The 18895-nt window shown below is 47.9% G+C and carries 15 protein-coding genes; 7 read left to right on the forward strand and 8 right to left on the reverse strand.

All coding sequences use genetic code 11. The features are described 5' to 3' along the window. Window positions 1-139 precede the first annotated feature (139 nt). A complete protein-coding gene (locus ACJJIS_RS03665; RefSeq protein WP_475709501.1) occupies window positions 140-1855 on the forward strand; it encodes an AMP-binding protein in 1716 nt (571 codons plus the stop codon). Between the two features lie 71 nt (window positions 1856-1926). On the opposite strand, the gene ACJJIS_RS03670 is transcribed toward ACJJIS_RS03665, so the two are convergent. The 3 genes from ACJJIS_RS03670 to ACJJIS_RS03680 all read right to left on the reverse strand — a co-directional run bounded on the left by ACJJIS_RS03670 (window position 1927) and on the right by ACJJIS_RS03680 (window position 5393). After that, window positions 1927-2217 carry a DUF1540 domain-containing protein gene (locus tag ACJJIS_RS03670; protein WP_413663139.1) on the reverse strand — a complete coding sequence of 97 codons (291 nt, stop codon included), beginning with the start codon at window positions 2215-2217 and terminating at the stop codon, window positions 1927-1929. Between the two features lie 147 nt (window positions 2218-2364). After that, the gene (locus ACJJIS_RS03675) at window positions 2365-2895 is read right to left on the reverse strand and encodes a GNAT family N-acetyltransferase (RefSeq protein ID WP_444925773.1); all 531 of its coding nucleotides are present in this window, start codon (window positions 2893-2895) and stop codon (window positions 2365-2367) included. 119 nt (window positions 2896-3014) lie between these two features. Continuing rightward, window positions 3015-5393 carry an autotransporter domain-containing protein gene (locus ACJJIS_RS03680; RefSeq protein ID WP_475709502.1) on the reverse strand — a complete coding sequence of 793 codons (2379 nt, stop codon included), beginning with the start codon at window positions 5391-5393 and terminating at the stop codon, window positions 3015-3017. A gap of 427 nt (window positions 5394-5820) precedes the next feature. On the opposite strand from ACJJIS_RS03680, the gene arfB reads away from it, so the two are divergent. Continuing rightward, window positions 5821-6240 carry an alternative ribosome rescue aminoacyl-tRNA hydrolase ArfB gene (gene arfB / locus ACJJIS_RS03685; RefSeq protein WP_475709503.1) on the forward strand — a complete coding sequence of 140 codons (420 nt, stop codon included), beginning with the start codon at window positions 5821-5823 and terminating at the stop codon, window positions 6238-6240. A gap of 291 nt (window positions 6241-6531) precedes the next feature. Here arfB and ACJJIS_RS03690 read toward each other — a convergent pair whose 3' ends face one another. Then, window positions 6532-7092, reverse strand: a complete 561-nt coding sequence (locus ACJJIS_RS03690; RefSeq protein ID WP_444940888.1) for a DUF2799 domain-containing protein — start codon at window positions 7090-7092, stop codon at window positions 6532-6534. Window positions 7093-7340: 248 nt separating this feature from the next. Here ACJJIS_RS03690 and ACJJIS_RS03695 point away from each other — a divergent pair, with 248 nt between their 5' ends. From ACJJIS_RS03695 to ACJJIS_RS03705, 3 genes are all read left to right on the forward strand, one after another. After that, window positions 7341-8762 (forward strand): amidase, encoded by a 1422-nt coding sequence (locus tag ACJJIS_RS03695; RefSeq protein WP_475709504.1) that lies wholly within the window; start codon window positions 7341-7343, stop codon window positions 8760-8762. A 472-nt stretch (window positions 8763-9234) separates the two neighbouring features. Then, window positions 9235-10800 (forward strand): M28 family peptidase, encoded by a 1566-nt coding sequence (locus ACJJIS_RS03700; protein WP_475709505.1) that lies wholly within the window; start codon window positions 9235-9237, stop codon window positions 10798-10800. 357 nt (window positions 10801-11157) lie between these two features. Further along, window positions 11158-13785, forward strand: coding sequence for a TonB-dependent receptor plug domain-containing protein (locus ACJJIS_RS03705; protein ID WP_475709506.1), 2628 nt, complete (start codon window positions 11158-11160; stop codon window positions 13783-13785). Between the two features lie 126 nt (window positions 13786-13911). Here ACJJIS_RS03705 and ACJJIS_RS03710 read toward each other — a convergent pair whose 3' ends face one another. The 4 genes from ACJJIS_RS03710 to can form a co-directional block, all read right to left on the reverse strand. After that, a complete protein-coding gene (locus tag ACJJIS_RS03710) occupies window positions 13912-14643 on the reverse strand; it encodes a glycerophosphodiester phosphodiesterase (RefSeq protein ID WP_413663131.1) in 732 nt (243 codons plus the stop codon). 159 nt (window positions 14644-14802) lie between these two features. After that, entirely contained in the window at window positions 14803-15315 is a 513-nt protein-coding gene (locus ACJJIS_RS03715) for a flavin reductase family protein (RefSeq protein ID WP_475709507.1), read from the reverse strand. Window positions 15316-15418: 103 nt separating this feature from the next. Beyond that, the gene (locus ACJJIS_RS03720; RefSeq protein WP_475709508.1) at window positions 15419-17035 is read right to left on the reverse strand and encodes an FAD-dependent oxidoreductase; all 1617 of its coding nucleotides are present in this window, start codon (window positions 17033-17035) and stop codon (window positions 15419-15421) included. 94 nt (window positions 17036-17129) lie between these two features. After that, the gene (can, locus tag ACJJIS_RS03725; RefSeq protein WP_475709509.1) at window positions 17130-17786 is read right to left on the reverse strand and encodes a carbonate dehydratase; all 657 of its coding nucleotides are present in this window, start codon (window positions 17784-17786) and stop codon (window positions 17130-17132) included. A 136-nt stretch (window positions 17787-17922) separates the two neighbouring features. On the opposite strand from can, the gene ACJJIS_RS03730 reads away from it, so the two are divergent. Together ACJJIS_RS03730 and ACJJIS_RS03735 are read left to right on the forward strand one after the other, a co-directional pair. Then, complete coding sequence (locus ACJJIS_RS03730) at window positions 17923-18126, forward strand: hypothetical protein (protein ID WP_444934032.1); 204 nt, start codon at window positions 17923-17925, stop codon at window positions 18124-18126. 136 nt (window positions 18127-18262) lie between these two features. Further along, window positions 18263-18772: a GNAT family N-acetyltransferase gene (locus ACJJIS_RS03735; protein WP_475709510.1), complete on the forward strand. Its 510-nt coding sequence runs from the start codon at window positions 18263-18265 to the stop codon at window positions 18770-18772. The last annotated feature ends 123 nt before the right edge of the window (window positions 18773-18895 follow it).

Here is an 18895-nt window from a genome sequence, read left to right on the forward strand (position 1 = left end):
AAAAGTCGTTATTTAATGGCTTTACTGCTTAGTTATCTTGGTAACTCCGCTCAGGGTGTGCTGCATATTGGTGCAATCTGCCCGGACAAATGATACTGCTCATAATTAAAAAAAACACAATAATCAGAGAGGACTAGCGATGACCCCGGAAGAAAAGTACGAGAAGGTGAAGGGCCTGCAACCTTTAGAGCTTCTTTATCAGAGGGAGGCGCAGCAGGCTGATACGGTCTTTCTTCGCCAAATGCAGCAGCGGCAATGGAGAGACTATACCTGGGGTGAGGTAATGGATCGGGCTCGCAGGATTGCTGGCTACTTGCGCGCTCAGTACGAGCCCGGTGATCGCATCGCTATTCACGGCAAAAATTGTGCGGACTGGATTATTGCGGATGTGGGTATCATGCTGGCGGGAATGATCAGCGTGCCGCTTTACCCAGGTCAATCTGTCTCCTCGATGACTTATGTTTTACAGCACTCTGAATCGAAGATGCTTTTCTGTGGGGCCACCGACAATAATGCGGCTCTACAGGAAGTTGCTGATATGCTGCCCTCGGTTGCTATCCAACGCTGTGAGATCCGTTGTGACCAGGATCTGGAAACCCTAATCAAAGAGAGTGAGCGTTTTGAGGAAAAGCCGACCTTTGATCTGGATGATATCTTTACGATCATGTACACCTCTGGAACTACAGGTAATCCAAAAGGGGTTATGCATAGCTGGTCTTCGGTGGTTTTTGTCTCCCCAAATATGATTCGCGGTTATGGAATGGATGAGAATGACCGTGTTCTTTCTTATTTGCCCTTAGCTCATGCCGCAGAGCGGATATTGGTTGAATTCCATTGTTTGTATTCTGGTACCCCAATTCATTTCCCCGAATCTCTGGATACTTTCCTGGAAGATTTAAAGCGAACGCGTCCGACGATGTTCTTCTCGGTTCCTCGCCTTTGGACCAAGTTTAAAGAGGGAATTGATGAAAAAATCCCGCCGTCGCTGCAAGAAGTACTGCTACGTATTCCTGGAATCAATACCTGGTTAAGAAAGAAAGTTCGCAATGGTCTGGGGTTGGATGATGCAGAAATATTGGTTAGCGGTGCGTCCCCTATTTCCATTGAACTACTGCGCTGGTACCACCGTATGGGAATGAAGGTGGCCGATGGCTACGGTATGACCGAGAATTTTATTTATGGTTGCTTTGCTCCGCCGGGGGAAGATCCTGTGCCGGGGACGGTTGGTAAGCCTTATCACGGCTGTGAAGTTAAGATTTCTGAGGAAGGGGAGATACTCTTTAAGAGCGGTTCCTTGATGAAGGGATACTATCTTGAACCGGAAAAAACTGCGGAGGTAATACGGGACGGTTATTACCACACGGGTGATTCTGGATTTATTGATAAGGACGGTCTGGTACATATCACTGGGCGTATTTCAGAAACCTTCAAAACCAGTAAAGGCAAGTTTATTCAGCCCAGCCGACTCGAAGGATTTTTTGGTAATGAGACAATGCTGGCCCAGCTCTGTGTTCTGGGGCACGGTATGGATCAGCCGGTAATGCTGGTGACTATCTCCGAGTCCGCTGAGAAATTACCACGGGGAGAAGTTAATGAGCATTTGCAGAAGCTACTGACTTCAGTGAATGATAAGTTACCGCAACATGAGCGGATTAAGACCATCTTTATTACCAAAGAAGAGTGGACTCCCCTCAATGAATTCCTAACGCCGACACTAAAGATTAAGCGAAAGGTACTTGAAGCTCATTATCAGCCTTTATTTAAACAACACGTGGATACCAAGGGGATTGTATGGGAGCCTCGCACTGCGGTGAGTGAGGGCTCAAAAGAGGCTTCACTTGAACCTGTGAGTTAATCGCCCCCGATTAATAGAAAAGCCCGGTGAGTATTGATCCGGGCTTTTTTATTGGGTTGTTGGTTGCCTAGTCAGTGAGTGTAGCTCTGACAGTGCTGGGATTTTCCTGTCAGCCCAATTTGAATACTTTCTGCTGAGCACTCGAAGTCATCATTAAATTTACAGTCTTCCATTTTGCAGGCACCAACGCCGGCGGTACGGGAGCTGCTTGTATGACGGGAGTTGGTGAAGAAAGTATCACAGTCGGGATCGGCACCGTCACCAATGGTAATTGCTCTGGCGTGGCAAGCATCATTGGCGTTATAAGCACATTGGCTGGCGGCACATCGACTGACTTCTGGCATATCGGTTGCGATAATCATGGCAGTCCTCTCCTTAATAGTAAGTTGGAGACTAGACCAGCATGGTTGCATGTCAATGAAAAACCACAGGGTCTGTGTGGTATTTTTATTATCAAGGTGCAGTGACGCTGTATATCAGAATTACTTTCTTAAGAAATAGTTTTTATTCTAGTTTGTTATTTCAGCTGCGTCTTTGTCCCAGGCCATTAAAGCCAGTTTCTCAGTCTCGCCTGGCAATACAATTTGCTTCTCGTGGGCTAGGCCGAGTTTTTCCAGTAATCGGATAGAGGGTTTATTTTCTGGTTGTGCAATCGCAAGGATTCGCGTTAATCCCAGTATATCCCTGGCGTACATCATTACAGCTTTGGCAGCTTCTAAAGCAAAACCCTGGCCACGATAATCAGGTAAAAAGGCAAAACCAATATCGGCTCCATTGAGCCCCTCTCGCTTAACCAGTCCGCAGATGCCTATTGCAGTGCCATTGTTCAAGGACACTTTGTACATACCAAAGCCGTGCTCACGATACATGGCAATGGGACCATTTAGGATATAGTTGCGAGCCTCACTTTTTGTGCGAACTCCGCGATCGCCAATATTCTTTAGAAAATCGGCATCATTGAGTAGTGCCAGCATTAAACCGTTATCCCGGTCTTCATTAAGCTCTTGAATAACCAGATTGTCAGTTTCTAATCGGAGCATTTGGACGGACCCTATTTTTTCAGTTTCACTGATGAGGGAAGGCTCTGAGGTGAGAAGAATCGTAGTTAAATTAAATAGAAGGGGAGGCTGTGCCCCCTGGCAGGGGGCACAGTTACCACTTAGAAGCGGTAAGTCAAATTGACAGAGGCAGATTCAGTCGTTGGGCGGGAAGCGACAGTTGCGCTAACAGCGATAGCGTCAGCTGCTTGCCAGCGGATACCGGCAATCATACCCATACCACCGTTGAAGATACCTTCGTCGACACTGGCATAGCTAGGCATGGCATTCATATTTCCTTCCATGGATTTTATACCCACTTCAATAGTGTCTTCTTCGGTACCGTTAGTGTCTTCGTACCAAATTTCTGCATAGGCATTAATGGTGTCCCAGCTCTTATTGGCGAAGGCACCAAAACGCATATTTCTCAGGCGGCGCTCTTGATCACCGTAGTGCATACCCAGCGGGTCGAGCTCATTGCCACTCAGGTCGGTGTAGGTAAAGCCTTCGATGGCATCTTCGGTGTAGCCATCTACATCCGTAGTTACCTTGGTAAAGCTTACAAATGGACCGAACTGGAAGGTTTCGCTGTTGAGCAGGTTGGCACCAGCAGTAATACCCAGGGACAAGTTCTCGCCAGAGGTATTCCCGGTCAGGTTGCCGTTATAAGTGTCGCCCAGAGAGATAGAGCGGCTGACGTCATCGTAATCTACATCGGTCAGGGTCGCGTTACTTTCGACAAAGAAAATGTCGTAGTGCATGCGGCCAAAAACGCTGTAGTTGGTCGAGGTGGAATCAATAGCAAGCTGTGAATTATCCACATCAATATTGGAACGGCTTACTGCAAAACCGATTTCCGCATTGTCGCGCACGGCGAAAGTCATGCCGAGAATATTGGAGTAGCCGTCTCCCCTGACATTGGCGGTGTAATCGGTATCGTAGTCGACGTTACCCAGGGAGCTGCCGGCGAAAACGCCAGTCTGAGCGGAACGGTAACGAACACTGGCCAGGCTCTCGTCAAGGCTGTTGGTGTGGGTGCGAGTAGCCTGGATTGCGATATCCGGCAGCTGACCGGCAACCTGAGCAGCATTCACGATTGCTGTGTAGTAGTCACCGAGGATTTCCTGACCAATTTGAGTGGGGTGAACACTGTCGTTGAAGATCAGTTTGTCTGCATCGGGGTCGGTGCCGTTAATGCCGTAAACGGAGTGCTCAATACAGTCGTTGCCACTGCCGTCGTAACAGAACAGTTGGTTCTCTGAGGAGGATAAACCAAAGATGGTCGGGTTATTAAGGGCGACTTTCAGGATACCTGCCTGGTCAACCATCAGAACGCCATCGATATCCTTGGCCTTAGCTAACAGTGCTGAGTTGAAGGTTTCAGACGTGGCACTTGCTTCCAGAAGTACTTCTTCGAAGGCGGCGGCCAATTGAGCATCCGCATCCTCCTGGCTCATCAGTCCAGCCTCAACTGCGGCTTGCAGTGCGTCTGCATCATCGCTGGAATAAACGGCTTCATATGCTGCAGCGTAAACGCCAGGAGTTTTGCTGACATCCGGTACATTGGATACGAGGATGTAATTGGCACCTGCATCGGATAGGGCGCCAGCTGCGCTTGCCAGCATCGTTGATGCAACGTCCAGGTCCGCAGTGACTTCTTCGATGGTTGAGGTGCCAGCGACGACATCTTCGAAACCGCTGAGCAAGTCGTTACCACCGCCGTTTACCCAATAGAGAGCGTTGTGATCAGCACTTCCCAGAGTACTTTCCAGGTAGCCCATTCCCAGTGGGTGTGGGTTACCGGAAGTTCCAGTAGTGGCTATAAGATCAGCAAAGGTGCCCTCAATGGCGTCGCCCATAGCAGAGGCTTGGGTCATCAGGTCAGCATAAGTTGCGGTATCACCTTCTGCCAGAGCAGCTTCGGCTTGGGCTACTAATTGGGCCGCAGTGGCCTGTTGTACCAGCAATTGGGTCAGGAGTTCGGAGTCCGGGTAGCTGGGAGTTAAGCCTTCGTCACCAGTGGTTGGCATCAGGGCGCTTAACAGGTTATGACGGCTCGGATCAGCCTCCAGGCCATATGCCTGCAGGTAGGCCGCATAGTTGTCGGGACCGATGATATTCATCAGAACATCAGCTGCTTTATGCCCGCCTACGGCCCAGCCTGTACCGGCATTGCTCAAGCCAGCAGCAATCTGAGCAGTAACGGAAGCTTCAAGTTCCTCTGCACTCAGTGAGGGGTCTACGGTGGGTAGGCAAAAGGAAGATTCCATACCTGCACAAGACGGAGTTACGGCACCCAGGCCCAGATTCTGGGATAAAAGACTAATGGCTACTTCTCGATCGTCGCCCCCATTAGTGAATACATCGTAGTTGCCGACATCGGTTAGGCTGTCACCAAAGGCGATAACCTGGGAAAAGGCTGCCTCTTTGGCAAAAGCCGCAGAGCTTGTCATTGTTGCGAGTGCTATGGCCGCTGCGAGGCTACGCTTGGCGTTATGCATGGTTTTCTCCTTGTCGCGGTAATCTCACACCCGCGGAGACATCGGGAGCAGTCCAGAGGAAACTACAGGGCGCGAGTCTTTATTGTTCTTTGCTCCAGTACTTCTAGGAAGCCGGGCAATCTTAGCGGATTTGACTATGACTTGAAAATAAGTCACAAATCATTCCGCAAATCTTGGTTGGCCTTTAAGGCCCCTTTAATAGCTTTTATTCGGCTGGCGCAATATTACTTAATGAGGGTTTCCCGGTAAATGAGGTTTACCCCTAGATACGCTCATTTTATAGGAAGCATTTTTTTATAATTTGATTTCTGTCAATGGCGAATTGTATCTGTGTGGTGGGGCTGGTTAATAGCTGCACTATTTGGGCAGAATGGTCATTAGATTTTGTATTTTTAGTAAAATGATGTAACTCGGGCATTGGGTGTTTATGGTTTATGGAAAAGGGAAGGTGTCTGTCCCTCAAGAAGAAATCGAAATGAGTGCGATACGCGCACAAGGCGCCGGTGGCCAAAATGTAAATAAAGTTTCCAGTGCAATTCATCTGCGGTTTGATATTCGGGCTTCTTCACTTCCACAGTTGATTAAGGGTGGTCTTTTAAAGTTAAAAGATCGTCGAATCTCCTCTGATGGCGTGGTGGTTATCAAGGCTCAGAGGTTCCGAACCCAGGAGAAAAACCGCCTGGATGCCCTGGAGCGACTGCAAGAACTGGTGGATAAAGCTGCATTTAAGCCAAAATTCCGCGTGGCCACAAAACCCAGTCGTGGTGCTAAGGAGCGTCGCCTGCAAGCAAAAAGTCGTCGCTCTCAAGTGAAATCAATGCGGGGTAGGATAAAAGACCAGCACTGATCCGGTTGTCCGAAATATAGAGAATAATTTTTCTTGAAGCTGTCTTTTTACTTGGTTCTTTGGTGCAAATTTTCTAGTGGTCTATAAGTTGCAAAGGGGGGGGGCAACCGCTGCAAGCCTGCCTTTTGTAGGAGGCCTACTTTTCTATTTATCATATGGTGTCAGTTTGGTAGTGATGGAGACCGGGATTAGAAATGGTTGATTCACGACCATAGATAGAGACAGGAATTAACCTCTGCAGATTAGGGCCCACAGAGGTAATCTTGGCTCTTATGGGATTTTAGAGCAGGGTTACAAGTAGGGAGAACGGGCCAATACTTCCTGATACTCGGCTTCTCGCTGCATTAGTTCGAACTGCAAGCCAGTAATTTCCATCCCCAGTTCTGAATGCCTGACCTTTAGGCGAGCAATATCAGCGAGCAATGTCACCCGCTCAGAGTTGTCGACTGTCTCATCTACCAATAAAGCACCGATCTCTGTCATATCATCGAGAATATGCTCTCTTGCCAGTTCCAGGTCATGAATTGTCGATACCAGTTCCTCGACAGCAGATTTGGCAAGAAAAATATCCTGGCCTGAATTGTATCCCCGCAAGAATAACCCTTCGAGGTCTGCGGGGCAGACCCCGTTATAGCTGTTGCCAGAGCGACCCTGATCAAAGCCGCGCAGCTCGGTGCAAAAAAGCTCCAGCCCTTCAGTTCGCCCATTGCGATAAGCCGTTGTATTGACTGACACACCGTACTTTGCACAAGCCTCACGACGCCCCCCTAAATAAGAAATGTCTCGACCTGCTGCACCGTCTTCATACCCGATTGCCTGCCAGTCTGCGACATAGCATTCATCTTCGCTCATGGTGGCACATCCCGAGATCAATGAAACTAAAAGAAAGAGGAGTGCAATTTGAGAGGGAAATTTCACAGCGGTTATCCGTGTCGGTGATTTCACCAAAGCTTACTGTGAATTTCCTGACTGGAAGCTGAACTTTCTGTATTGCGTGAAATTATTCCATCGGATCTTTTTAAGAGAAGGTGGAGCAAGTAGTTAGCTACCGACGACTAGTCTGATGAAGTTAGCGGATCAGTAATTGGAAGGCTTACTCGATGGGCGATTTCGTTGGGATGACAGCTCTTGAGCTGTTGCATGGATACAGGAAGAAGTCTTTCTCACCGGTTGAGGTTGCTGCAGAGTTACTCAACAAAATTGAGCGACTTAATAGGCATGTTAAGGCTTTTTGTTTGATTGACAGAGATACGAGCCTCGCCTATGCGCGGGAAGCTGAACACCGCTATATGTCTGGTAATGCGCGGGGATTACTTGATGGGGTGCCAGTGGCAATAAAGGATGTCTTCTATACACCGATGTGGCCAACGGTTTTCGGCTCCCAAATAATTGATCCAGAGACGACGCTGGGATGTGCGGCCCCTTGCATTGCGGCATTACAGCGCAACGGGTACACGCCAATAGGGAAAACTACGACACCGGAGTTTGGTTGGAAGGCGGTGACGGATAATGCCATAGACGGTATTACGAGAAACCCCTGGGATAGGGATAAGACATCGGGTGGTTCGAGTGGCGGGGCCGCGGTTGCAGTATCACTGGGGTTGAGCCCTCTGGCTGTGGGGGCTGATGGCGGTGGATCTATCCGGATTCCTGCCAGCTTTTGTGGCACGGTTGGGTTCAAACCGAGTTTTGGGCAGGTTCCCCATTGGCCATTAGGTACCTTCTCCTCCCTGGTGCATGTGGGGCCCTTAGCATCGACGGTGGAAGACTGTGCACTGATGATGAATGTAATCAGTGAACCGGATCATCGGGATATCCGCGCAATACCACGTCGGAACATTGATTTCCTTGCAGCTACAGAGGGAAGGTTGATTGAAAGAACAGGAAAGTTGCGTATTGCTTACAGCCCCAGTCTTGGTTACGTAGAACCTGATCCCATGGTGGTGAGCAACGTTTCTGCTAGTGTAATGCACTTCCAGGAATTGGGTGCTGAAGTTGTAGAGGTTGACCCAGGTATTGATGATGCTAGTGCAGCTTTTGGCTGTCTATTTTGCGCGGGAATAGCGAGTATCTTTAGGGCGATGGATAGTACCAGGCGCCAACTGGTGGAGCCCCAATTGTTAGAGGTCGCAGAACAAGCGGACAAGTTATCCTTACCTGATTATCTCGACGCGCTGAAGTGGCGAGATAACTTTGTCGAGCGATTACAGGAATTTTTTCTGAAATATGATCTGTTAGTGACCCCAACTTTACCCATTACCGCATTTAGTGCTGGGGCCAATGTGCCGGATAATAATCCAGGCTCTCTATGGTATTCCTGGACACCTTATACCTACCCCTTCAATTTATCAGGCCATCCGGCAATATCAATTAATTGCGGTTTTTCAGGGAATGGTCTGCCAGTAGGTCTGCAAATAGTAGGCAGAAAATATGCTGATGAGACAGTTTTATGTGCAGCCGCTGCTTTACAAAACCAGCAGGGATTAAAAAGGAGGCTTCCTGGTTGGGTAGATTCTGTGTGAGTTGCAATCTTAAAATTCTTCTTGTAGATCTAATTAAAATAAAGGGCTGAAAAACCCTTTAGTTCAGAAATTATTCCTAGTTCTATTTGCTATTAATAGTGTTTTTATATTCTATGTTTTTTGTGTATTTGTGATCCACTTAAAGTTTATTGCGGCTCTTACGCTGAAAGATGCCAAATTGTTTTAGTATTTATTTGAATGTGCTAGCTTTTCCTTGCCGGATTGGTCAATCCGGTTTTGTTTGTTCTCTCTGCGCTTTTCGAAATTCGAATAATAAAAATATTTCTGGATTGTCTGCGATTGTTTATAGGTATGGCCTGTAGTTCCATCCTCATTGATTTTTGTATTATTTGAATATTATTGAGATTCAAAACTGCTGTTTGTGCAGGCTTCTTGCATGTGTGTTTATTGCCTGCCTGTGTTTTTGAAATATCAGGGATTCGCAGGGGGCTAACTTAATGTGGAGAAGATAATGAAAAAAATTATTAGTAGGTCTTTAGTTGGGGTTCTTGCACTCCCCGGCGCTGTTATGGCAGAAGAGCTGTGGATAACTATAGGTAGTGATGGTTATAAAACCTTAAAGCAAAACAGTAGCCTGGTTGCCAAGCAACCACTCGCGATTCAAGGTGAGGAACGTAACGGAGTTACTATTCTAAAAGTTAATGAAAAGAATCTTTCCGAAATATCGACTCTGATGCATATCAACCATAACCGTTGTGGCGGCTTTATGGTACATGACTCATTGGAGGAAGCAGAAGCTGCCCAGATTTCATCGCTGACGACAACAGTGAATAACGTGATCGCTTACTCTATTGATAATGCAGATGTGGTTAACGCCCTGCAAGCAGAGATCTCAGAGTCTAATATACGGTCAACTATTCAAAGTTTGTCGAATTTTACTAATCGCTATTACACCACTTCAACCGGCGTGGATGGTGCTGAGTGGATAAGGGATGAGTGGCAGGCATTAACGAATTCACGAAGTGATGCCTCTGTCGAACTTTATAGCCATAGTTGGGCGCAACCCTCTGTAATTTTGACGATTCAGGGGCAAACTGACCCGGATGAAATTATCGTGCTGGGGGCGCACCTGGATTCTACGGTCGGTTTTGGCACTGGTGAAGGTACGAGAGCGCCGGGGGCTGACGATGATGCGTCTGGCATAGCAACATTGACTGATGTCATTAATGCAATTGTCGCTACAGACTATAAGCCGGATAAAACGCTGGCTTTTATGGGGTACGCTGCTGAGGAAGTGGGGCTGCGGGGGTCAGATGATATTGCTAGCGATTACAAATCACAGAATAAAAATGTGATAGGTGCCTTGCAGTTGGATATGACTAATTACTATGGCTCAAATAGTGATATCTATATTATTGGAGATTACACCAATAGTGCCCAGAATAGCTTTCTTGAGGATCTGGCCCAGACCTACCTGAGCGGCCTCACTGTTGGAACAACTTATTGTGGTTATGCGTGTTCTGATCACGCATCTTGGTATAACCAGGGTTATCCGGTTTCCTTTCCTTTTGAGGCGACTTTTAATGGCTCAAACCCTTATATCCACACTTCAAGTGATACCCTCGCTAATAGTGGTGGAGATGCCAGTCATGCGGTGAAGTTTGGAAAGCTTGCTGCTGCCTATGTCGCTGAATTGGCCAAGGGTTATATAGGGGATGATCCGGGCCCAGACCCCGATCCGGACCCCGATCCCGATCCAGACCCCGGTGAGGAACAAACAGAAACCTTTAGTGATGATGTGGGGCGAGGTTCGGAGGATCACTATGGACCTCTCAGTGTAACGCCCGGTACAGATTTTATCGCGGATATGACCGGTACTAATGATGCCGATCTATATGTCCGTTTTGGTGCGGCACCTACTTGGCGCTATTACGATTGCCGTCCCTATGAGGGAGATAGCTCTGAGAACTGTTCCTTAACCGTGCCAAGTGGTGAGAGTGAAGCCTATTTTATGGTGCGGGGCTACAGTCGCCTGGGATCGGATTATGAGGTTGATGTTACTTATACACCTCAATAGACGGTGTTGATTTTACCTATTTATTTTTTTAAGTGAACTCATTGCTGTCACTTTTGCTTCAGCCTTTCTAAAAGTCACGTTTGGCAGTTTTTGGCATTTGCTAAACGTGTACCCCCTCCTTTTAAAATAAATATCGCGACATTAATTTTTTGATTTGTTGGAAGTTGACATTTAATCGCGTAAAAGATCTACCCTAGGCGTGCACTAATTTCTGGCATGGATGCAATTAGACGGAACGTCAGTATGCCGCTTTTTTTGTTTAACCCCTGCACGGATCTAATTTGATGTGCATTGCTTTGATGAATTATCCGGTGATGTTCTGTTTGATGTTAATAATGAGAAGAGAGGGTGGTGAATATGAAGCGTTACTTGTTGAGACCTTTGTCATTGGCGGTGGCAGTTGCGATTTTTAACTCTGGTGGGTATGCGATTGCTGAGGAAAAGGAAGAGGGTGCCTCTAATACTGCTGATCGGGCAATGGAGGAAGTGATAACCACAGGTACACGCAAAGAGGGTGTATCTCCCACCGAGACTCTTTCTCCGGTAGATGTGCTTGGCGGAGAGGATATTGCGGATCAAGCGAGCTTTGATCTTACTGAGTCCCTGGCAAAAATTGCCCCTTCATTTAATACGCAGAGATTTCCAATTGCTGATGGTACCGCTTTTATCCGCCCGGTAACTTTACGTAATTTATCCCCAGATCAAACTTTGGTACTGGTCAATGGAACTCGCCGCCATCGCTCTGCGCTGGTTAATTTGCAGCTTGCCCCCCTGGGTACAGTTAACCAGGGTGCCCAAGCCGTCGACTTTTCGGCGCTACCCTCTATGGCTATAGAGCGAGTTGAGGTTTTACGTGATGGCGCTTCAGCACAATATGGCTCCGATGCGATTGCCGGTGTCGTTAACATTATCCTGAAGGATGATGCAGAGGGATTTAGCTTATCAGCTCAGACAGGGGAGTATTTTGAAGGGGATGGAACCCGGATGAGTATTGCCGCAAATACGGGATTTGCGCTGGGTAATGCAGGATTTATTAATGGCACCGTTGAATTCTCCCGCGCAGATAAAACCTGGCGCAGCGAAGCGCGGCCAGATGCGCAACAGGTAGGATCAGTTGTGGGAAATAATTTAGTACCACTGGATGGCTTGGGTCAGAGATGGGGTGATCCCGATGTTGAGTCCCTGAAGTTTTTTATTAACAGCGGCCTGGATATCTCTGATTCGGTAGAGCTCTATGGAAACTTCGGTTATTCACAAAATGAAACAATTTCTGACTTTTTCTATCGTGGACCGGTGCTCGACCCAGAACACCAGTTTACTGCGAGAGGTACCCTGCAAGTAGACAGCCCCAATGACCCCCTTGATCCGAATAGTATCGATTACATGCCCGACCCAGCTCCCCAGTCTTTAGTGGATTCTATTTTGGCGCAGGGCCTAAACCCCTCGGATTACCTGGTAGCAGATACTTCCAGCGACAGTGGGTACGTGTTGCGAAACCCAATTTATACTCAGTTCCCCGGCGGCTACAACCCTGAATTTGGTGCAGATATTTATGATATCGCTGCTGTATTCGGGGCGCGTGGAGAGCTTGCCAATGGTCTCTCCTGGGATCTACGCGGACGTTTGGCTGAAAATGAAGTGGACTATGTCCTGAAAAATTCAATCAATCCAAGTTTGGGTATTTTGTCTCCTACTTCCTTCAAGCCGGGAACCCTCACGCAGGAAGAGTCCAGCCTCAATGCGGATTTTGTCTACCCCATTGATGTCATGGCTTTTGCTTCGCCATTGAACCTTGCATTCGGCGCTGAGTGGCGTGAAGAGACTTACTCAATTGGTAGGGGGGATGCAGCGTCCACTGCGGTAGGCCCAACTGCTGCGTACTTTGGTGTGGGTTCAGATGGTTTTCAGGGTTTCCCGATTGAAGCGCTGGGCAGTTTCAGTAGCGAGAGTATTGCGGCTTATATTGACCTTGAAGCCGATGTGACTGAGGCTCTGACTTTGGGAGCGGCTTTACGGTTAGAGGAATATGATGAGTTTGGCTCGACATCGGATTGGAAATTGTCAGCACGGTATGATGTGAATGAACAACTGGCATTTCGAGCGACGGTAAATACTGGTTTCAGGGCGCCAACACCCGGACAGGTGAATACCTTAAATGTTACTACTACGACAGACTCCAGTGGCAACCTGATACCCAATGGAACCTATCCTGTGGCTCATCCGGTAGCGTCAGCGCTCGGAGCCGTTGAGCTGGAGCCGGAGGAATCCACCAGTTTCACCTTGGGTGCGGTTTTTGCCCCACTGGACAATACCAGTGTGACAATAGATTACTACAACATCGACATCGAGGATCGCCTGGCTCTGCGCAACAATGCCATCGGAGATGACGAAGTGATTCTGTTGCAAAATGCCGGTATAGAAAATGCAGCACTACTCAACGGCAGCAATGCAAACTATTTCGTCAATGCTTATGACTCGGAAGTGTCTGGTATAGATCTGGCAGTTACCAGTGATTTCGAGATTTTTGAAAGTTTATTGGTGGTGGATTTACGCCACAATCACAATCGCCAGGAAGTTACCAGTGTTACGCCAAATACCATCAATGCCTCACGGGTATTTGACCTGGAAAACCAAGTTCCCAGTGATCGAACGACTTTAACTTTTGACCTCGATACGGGTGATTTATTTGCAGGGTACCTGCGTTTTAATCGCTATGGCAGTTGGGAATCAACAGGCGGGTTGTTTGGTGCTGGGGATGCCAGTGATACCTATAGTTATGGCAGTGAAATTCTCGTTGATATCGAAGCGACGTTTACGCTGTATGAAAATTATAAATTGTCGTTGGGGGGCGAGAATATCTTTGACGTAATGCCTGATGATGAGCAGGAGCCCACGTTGCGATATCTCGGGGTACGTCATGCCCTCACATCACCATTTGGCTTTAATGGTGGTTATTGGTATTTACGTGCTAGCGCAGAGTTTTAAGCTGTATAAATAGGGGAGACTATTTAGCCTCGAGTCTTTTCCTGCTTTAACTCACAGCAGTAGCCCGGTAATTGTCCCGGGTTACTGTCTGTTCTCTTAATTGGTGAAGGGGATCTTCTCCAACGTCTAAGTGCCAGTTTTTGTGAATTCAACACGGGCATTAAAATCGGATACGATTTGAGGTTCATCAGTGAAAACCCCATCAATACCTTGAGCTGCCAACAGTATCAAATCGTTGGGGTCGTTGACGGTAAATACGTAGTTCTTAAGCCCGCGCTGTTTTGCATCGGCTATTAAATCTGCATTTATAAAATCTACGTTCGTATGTAATGAATAGGCCTTTAATGGAGCAGAGCAGGCTGCAAGATCGAGGGGAACACCGGAAACCAGAACTCCCCGCCGAACCTCAGGAGCTAATTGCAGGCACTGGTACAACTGGCGGTGATCAAAAGAGGAGACGATGTATTGCTCGTAGCTTGCACCAGTATCCTGCGTAAAGGTGTGGATTTCATCCGCGAAAAGGGCTGCACAGTTAGGCCCTTTCAGCTCGATATTGAGTTGGGCACTATTTCCCACAAGTTCCAGGACTTCCCTTAATGTAGGGACCTTATTCCCGCAAGGGAGAGGTCTCTCTTTCAGGGCATCGGGATGCATTTCAGTGATGAGTTCAGAGCCCGCGATTAGGCGTCCGAGTCGCCGGTCATGCTTGACGAGAAGCTGCCCACCAATATTCCACACATCAATTTCGATACCCCCGACGTTGAGTTCCAACGCATGCCCGATTGCTTGGAGAGTGTTTTCACTGGCTCGCTGTTGATAGCCCCGGTGGGCGAAACAGAAGAGCGTAGTTGAAGTCATGGCTTATCAGTCCATTTTCATGGTTTGCTTCAGACTGCCCTTAAATTATTACGAGGTCACTAATGCAACACCAAAGTTTCTGCCAAATACTGGTTAATTGGCATTAAAAAATTATTTTTATAGCCTTTGGGTAGTGATTAGGCTCCAAAAAGTGAGCTGCTACTCTCCAGCCAATGCACGATAACAGCCTTGATGAAAGACCAGGGGTTCACCACCAAAAGCGGCAAATTCCAGCACCTCTCCAAGCAATATTGTGTGATCTCCACCATCAATGCACTGCGCGCGGCGGCAATGGAAATAGGCTGCACACTCCTCTAGGCGGGGTATACCATTGGGGCCTTCATACCAGTTGACCTGTCCAAACTTGTCTGCCCCTCGACCAGCAAATAGGTTTGAGACATGTTGTTGGTCTGCTCGCAGGATATGCACGGCAAAGTGCTCCCGGGTGGTAAATGCTTTATAGCCCATGGACTGCTTATCGATACTCCATAGAACCAGGGCGGGGTCCAGGGAAACGGAATTAAAGCTGTTAGCCGTCATGCCGGCAGGTTGGTCATTGGTATCCTGAGTGGTAATGACAGTTACACCGGTAGCAAAGTGGCCGAGGGTGTCCCGCAGTAGCCGGCTTTGCTCGGGTGACGGGGAAATCGTACGGCTTTTCTCTGTCGTCATACTAAGGCTACTTGTACCAAAACTTTGAAGGGCCGCCATTTTAAGGCAAAAGTTAACGGTTTGCGCGCTTTACCTCGAATAGCTATTAAAATAAGTACGATTATCAGTTATTTTTTGACTGTTCGTTCATAATTGGCTGGCACTCTTGGCTGAGCCGTTCCCGGAGGGCGATCGCACCACCGGTAAGGGCAAAACCGAGTAGATTGCCCTTTTCGTCGCGAAATTCGGCGCAAACCCCTGAATCTTCTATGTTGATTTGCCAAGTCCCCTTGGAGTCAGGGCTTGGCGGGCAAACGGTAGTTGGGTGCAGGGTTGTCTTTACGGCCACAGGAATAACGCCAAAGCAAACGGGAGTCAGATTTCCTGACAAAGTTTGTGCCAGACTCTTCGCACAGCTGATTAGGGGGGCGACAAAGAGTAGCTGATGGCCGTCTATTTCTGCGCAATCCCCCAGGGCGTAGATATCGGGATCGCTTGTTTGCAGATATCGATCTACAGCAATACCTCTTTGCACGGCTATACCGGCCATGGAGGCTAAGCCGGTGTTAGCCTCAAGTCCGAGTGCGGCGAGAACAACATCCGCTTCTATTTGCTCTCCACTACTCAGCTGGGCCCGGAAACCGGTGCTCAATTTCTCGATACCCTTTAATGATGAGCCCCCATGGAAGCGAACGCCATAGTCTTCCAGGGCCGTCTGCAGATCGCGCCCGGCGACTTCCGGCAGCAGTGTCGCCAGTGGCCATTGCTCCATGTCAACCAGATCCACTGCGAAGCCGGTCTGTACCAGATCGTTGGCAAATTCACAGCCAATCAAACCAGCGCCCAGGAGTAGTATGCGCTTGCGCCCCACCACGGCAGTGCGAAAACGGTGGTAGTCTCTGAGATTATTTATGCGAAAGATATGTGATTGGGCATCCCCCTCATAGTGGGGAAGTTTGCGGCACTTGGCCCCGGTTGCCAGAACTAGCTTTCCATAGGGAATCTTGGATACATGCTCTGCACCATCCTGCTGAATCGTCAGAGTTTTGTTTTGGCGATCTATATGTATTACCCGCGTGTGAACCAGAATTTGTGCATTGAGTTCGCTAGCCATATCTTCGGCACTGGAAGTGCTGAGTTGCTGTGCAGTCTTGCCGTGAGAGAAAGAGGCTGACAGCAAAGGCTTGGAGTAAAAAGCTCCATCATCGGCAGTGATTAACAGGAGAGGAGACTGGGGGGTAAGCTTGCGAAACTCTCGCGCCAGATTATACCCGGCCAGCCCTGTGCCAATAATAACTAAAAGTGCTGAGGTTGTAGTGGTTGTTTTTTGGTTGGCTGAAGGGGACGGGGCGATGGGGGCTTGGCCTACAAGAACCATATCAAATTCTTGTTTACTAACGCCGCATTGAGGGCAATTCCATTCGTCGGGAATATCCTCCCACCGAGTACCAGGAGCAATGCCATCTTGTGGACATCCCTCGGCCTCATTGTATGTCCAGCCACATACCATACACTCCCAGATCCGGAAGCCATCATTGCTAGCTAAGCTGGCTTGAGTGGTATCGGCGCCAATCTCCAGCATGGAGAAATCTTGTTTGGCTGCACCACACTCCGGGCAGTACCAGTCTCCAGGTATATCTTCCCAGCGAGTACCGGGAAGAATTCCATCCTCGGGCCAACCTTTGGACTCATCGTATATCCAGCCGCAGTTCTGGCACTGCCACTTTCTGTATGCCGACATGTTTCTCCACCAAGCAGGGTCGAGCCCGATAAATAAATACCGGGGCTTTCCCATTTATAGCGGTAAAAACGAAAGGAGTTGTGGTTGGGCGGTATTATTCCGTGCTGCGCTGGGCGATTTTACTGAGAGCACTTTGATAAATATCAGCAATTTCCCCCGGGTGCTTGATTGAAATACCCAAATCGTGCACCAGGCCATCCTTGAGTCCATATACCCACCCATTGACGGTCAGTTCCTGGCCCCTACGCCAGGCATCGCGGACAATGGTGGTCTGGCAAACGTGTATTACCTGTTCCAGAACATTGAGTTCGCACAGTAAGTCTGTGCATTGCTGTTGCTGGAAAAGATCTATCAAGGTGTGATGCTTATCCCTGACATCCTGAATGTGTCTCAGCCAGTTATCGATCAGGCCAAGTTGCTCGTTATTAAGTGCGGCCTGGACACCGCCGCAGCCGTAATGACCACAGACAATAATATGTTTTACTTTTAGGATTTCTACAGCGTACTGCAGTACTGAAAGGCAGTTCAGGTCTGAGTGGACTACTACATTGGCAACATTTCTGTGGACAAAAAGCTCCCCGGGTAATAGGCCGACAATTTCATTCGCGGGAACGCGACTATCAGCGCAGCCAATCCAGAGGTATTCAGGGCTCTGCTGCTCAGACAGTTTAAGGAAAAAGTCAGGCTTATCTTCGCGAGTTGCCTCTGACCAATGTTGGTTGTTCTCTATTAAATGATTAAGCGGGTGCAATGAATCTATCCTGATGTGACCGTTTGGACAATTAGTCAGCAGGATAGCGACTTTGTTCGTGCGCGCCAAGTGTATCTGGTCTAATCTAAAAAGATGACTATTGCCTAAAACCTGGTCTAAAAAGGAATCTAAGATCATGGGAAGAAAGAAAAGCGCCATTCCCAGAAGGCGGCAGAGGGTTTCCAGGCACTCGAATTCAGTGGGGCGGCATCGCTTGAGAGTGCGTCAATTGCTTGCAAGACGGACGCGTTTGCGTAGCTATTTACAGCATTTCCCAGTGGATGAAAAAGCCAATATCGAGGCGGTACTGGAAAAGAAGGGTGCTGAAGTTACGGAGTAAATCCGATATTGTACCCTCTGTTGTCCACGCTGCATCAGAGATCTATAAGTGAGGTGGATAAGTTGGCTGTATAAGTGGTTAATAAATTACATTCAATAAAGCAGTTGAGCTAATGGAAAAGTAAAAAGAGAATCATATGGTGTTGTCAGGTTGTAATGTAGATATTGATTTAAAAATTAGTTTGGCGAATTATGATGACTTGCATGATGCAAAAAGCATAATTGCTTTAATGGAAGAGTATGCACTTCATCCATTTGGTGGTGGTGAAGCTCTTTCTGATCATTGTCGAACAGGGTTGGTGTCGGCACTAAATGAATTTCCTGGAGCTTTTAGTATTTTAGCATATCGAGATGGTAGAGCTGTTGGTCTTATTAATTGCTTTACTGGTTTTTCCACTTTTTTATGTAAACCTCTTATTAATATTCACGATGTTGTTGTTAGTGAATCTGCACGAGGTTTGGGCGTTTGTACGGCTATGCTGGGTTTTCTTGAGAAAGAAGCAAAAGACAGAGGTTGTTGTAAGTTAACCTTGGAAGTTCTACAAAAAAATTACACTGCGCAGGCTGCTTACCGTAAGACTGGGTTTAAACCGTACGCCATGGATGAGGAGTTCGGTCAGGCCGAATTTTGGCAGCGATATCTTTAATATTCACCTTTTCAAATTTGTAGTCATTGTATGGGGCTATATTCCGATAAGCCGTGGCTGTGATCTGAAAGCTACGGCTGACCAATACTGTTAGATATTTTATTGGTAGCTGCTGAAGTGCGA

The sequence above is a fragment of the Microbulbifer maximicatervae (SeqCode) genome, assembly GCF_056231245.1.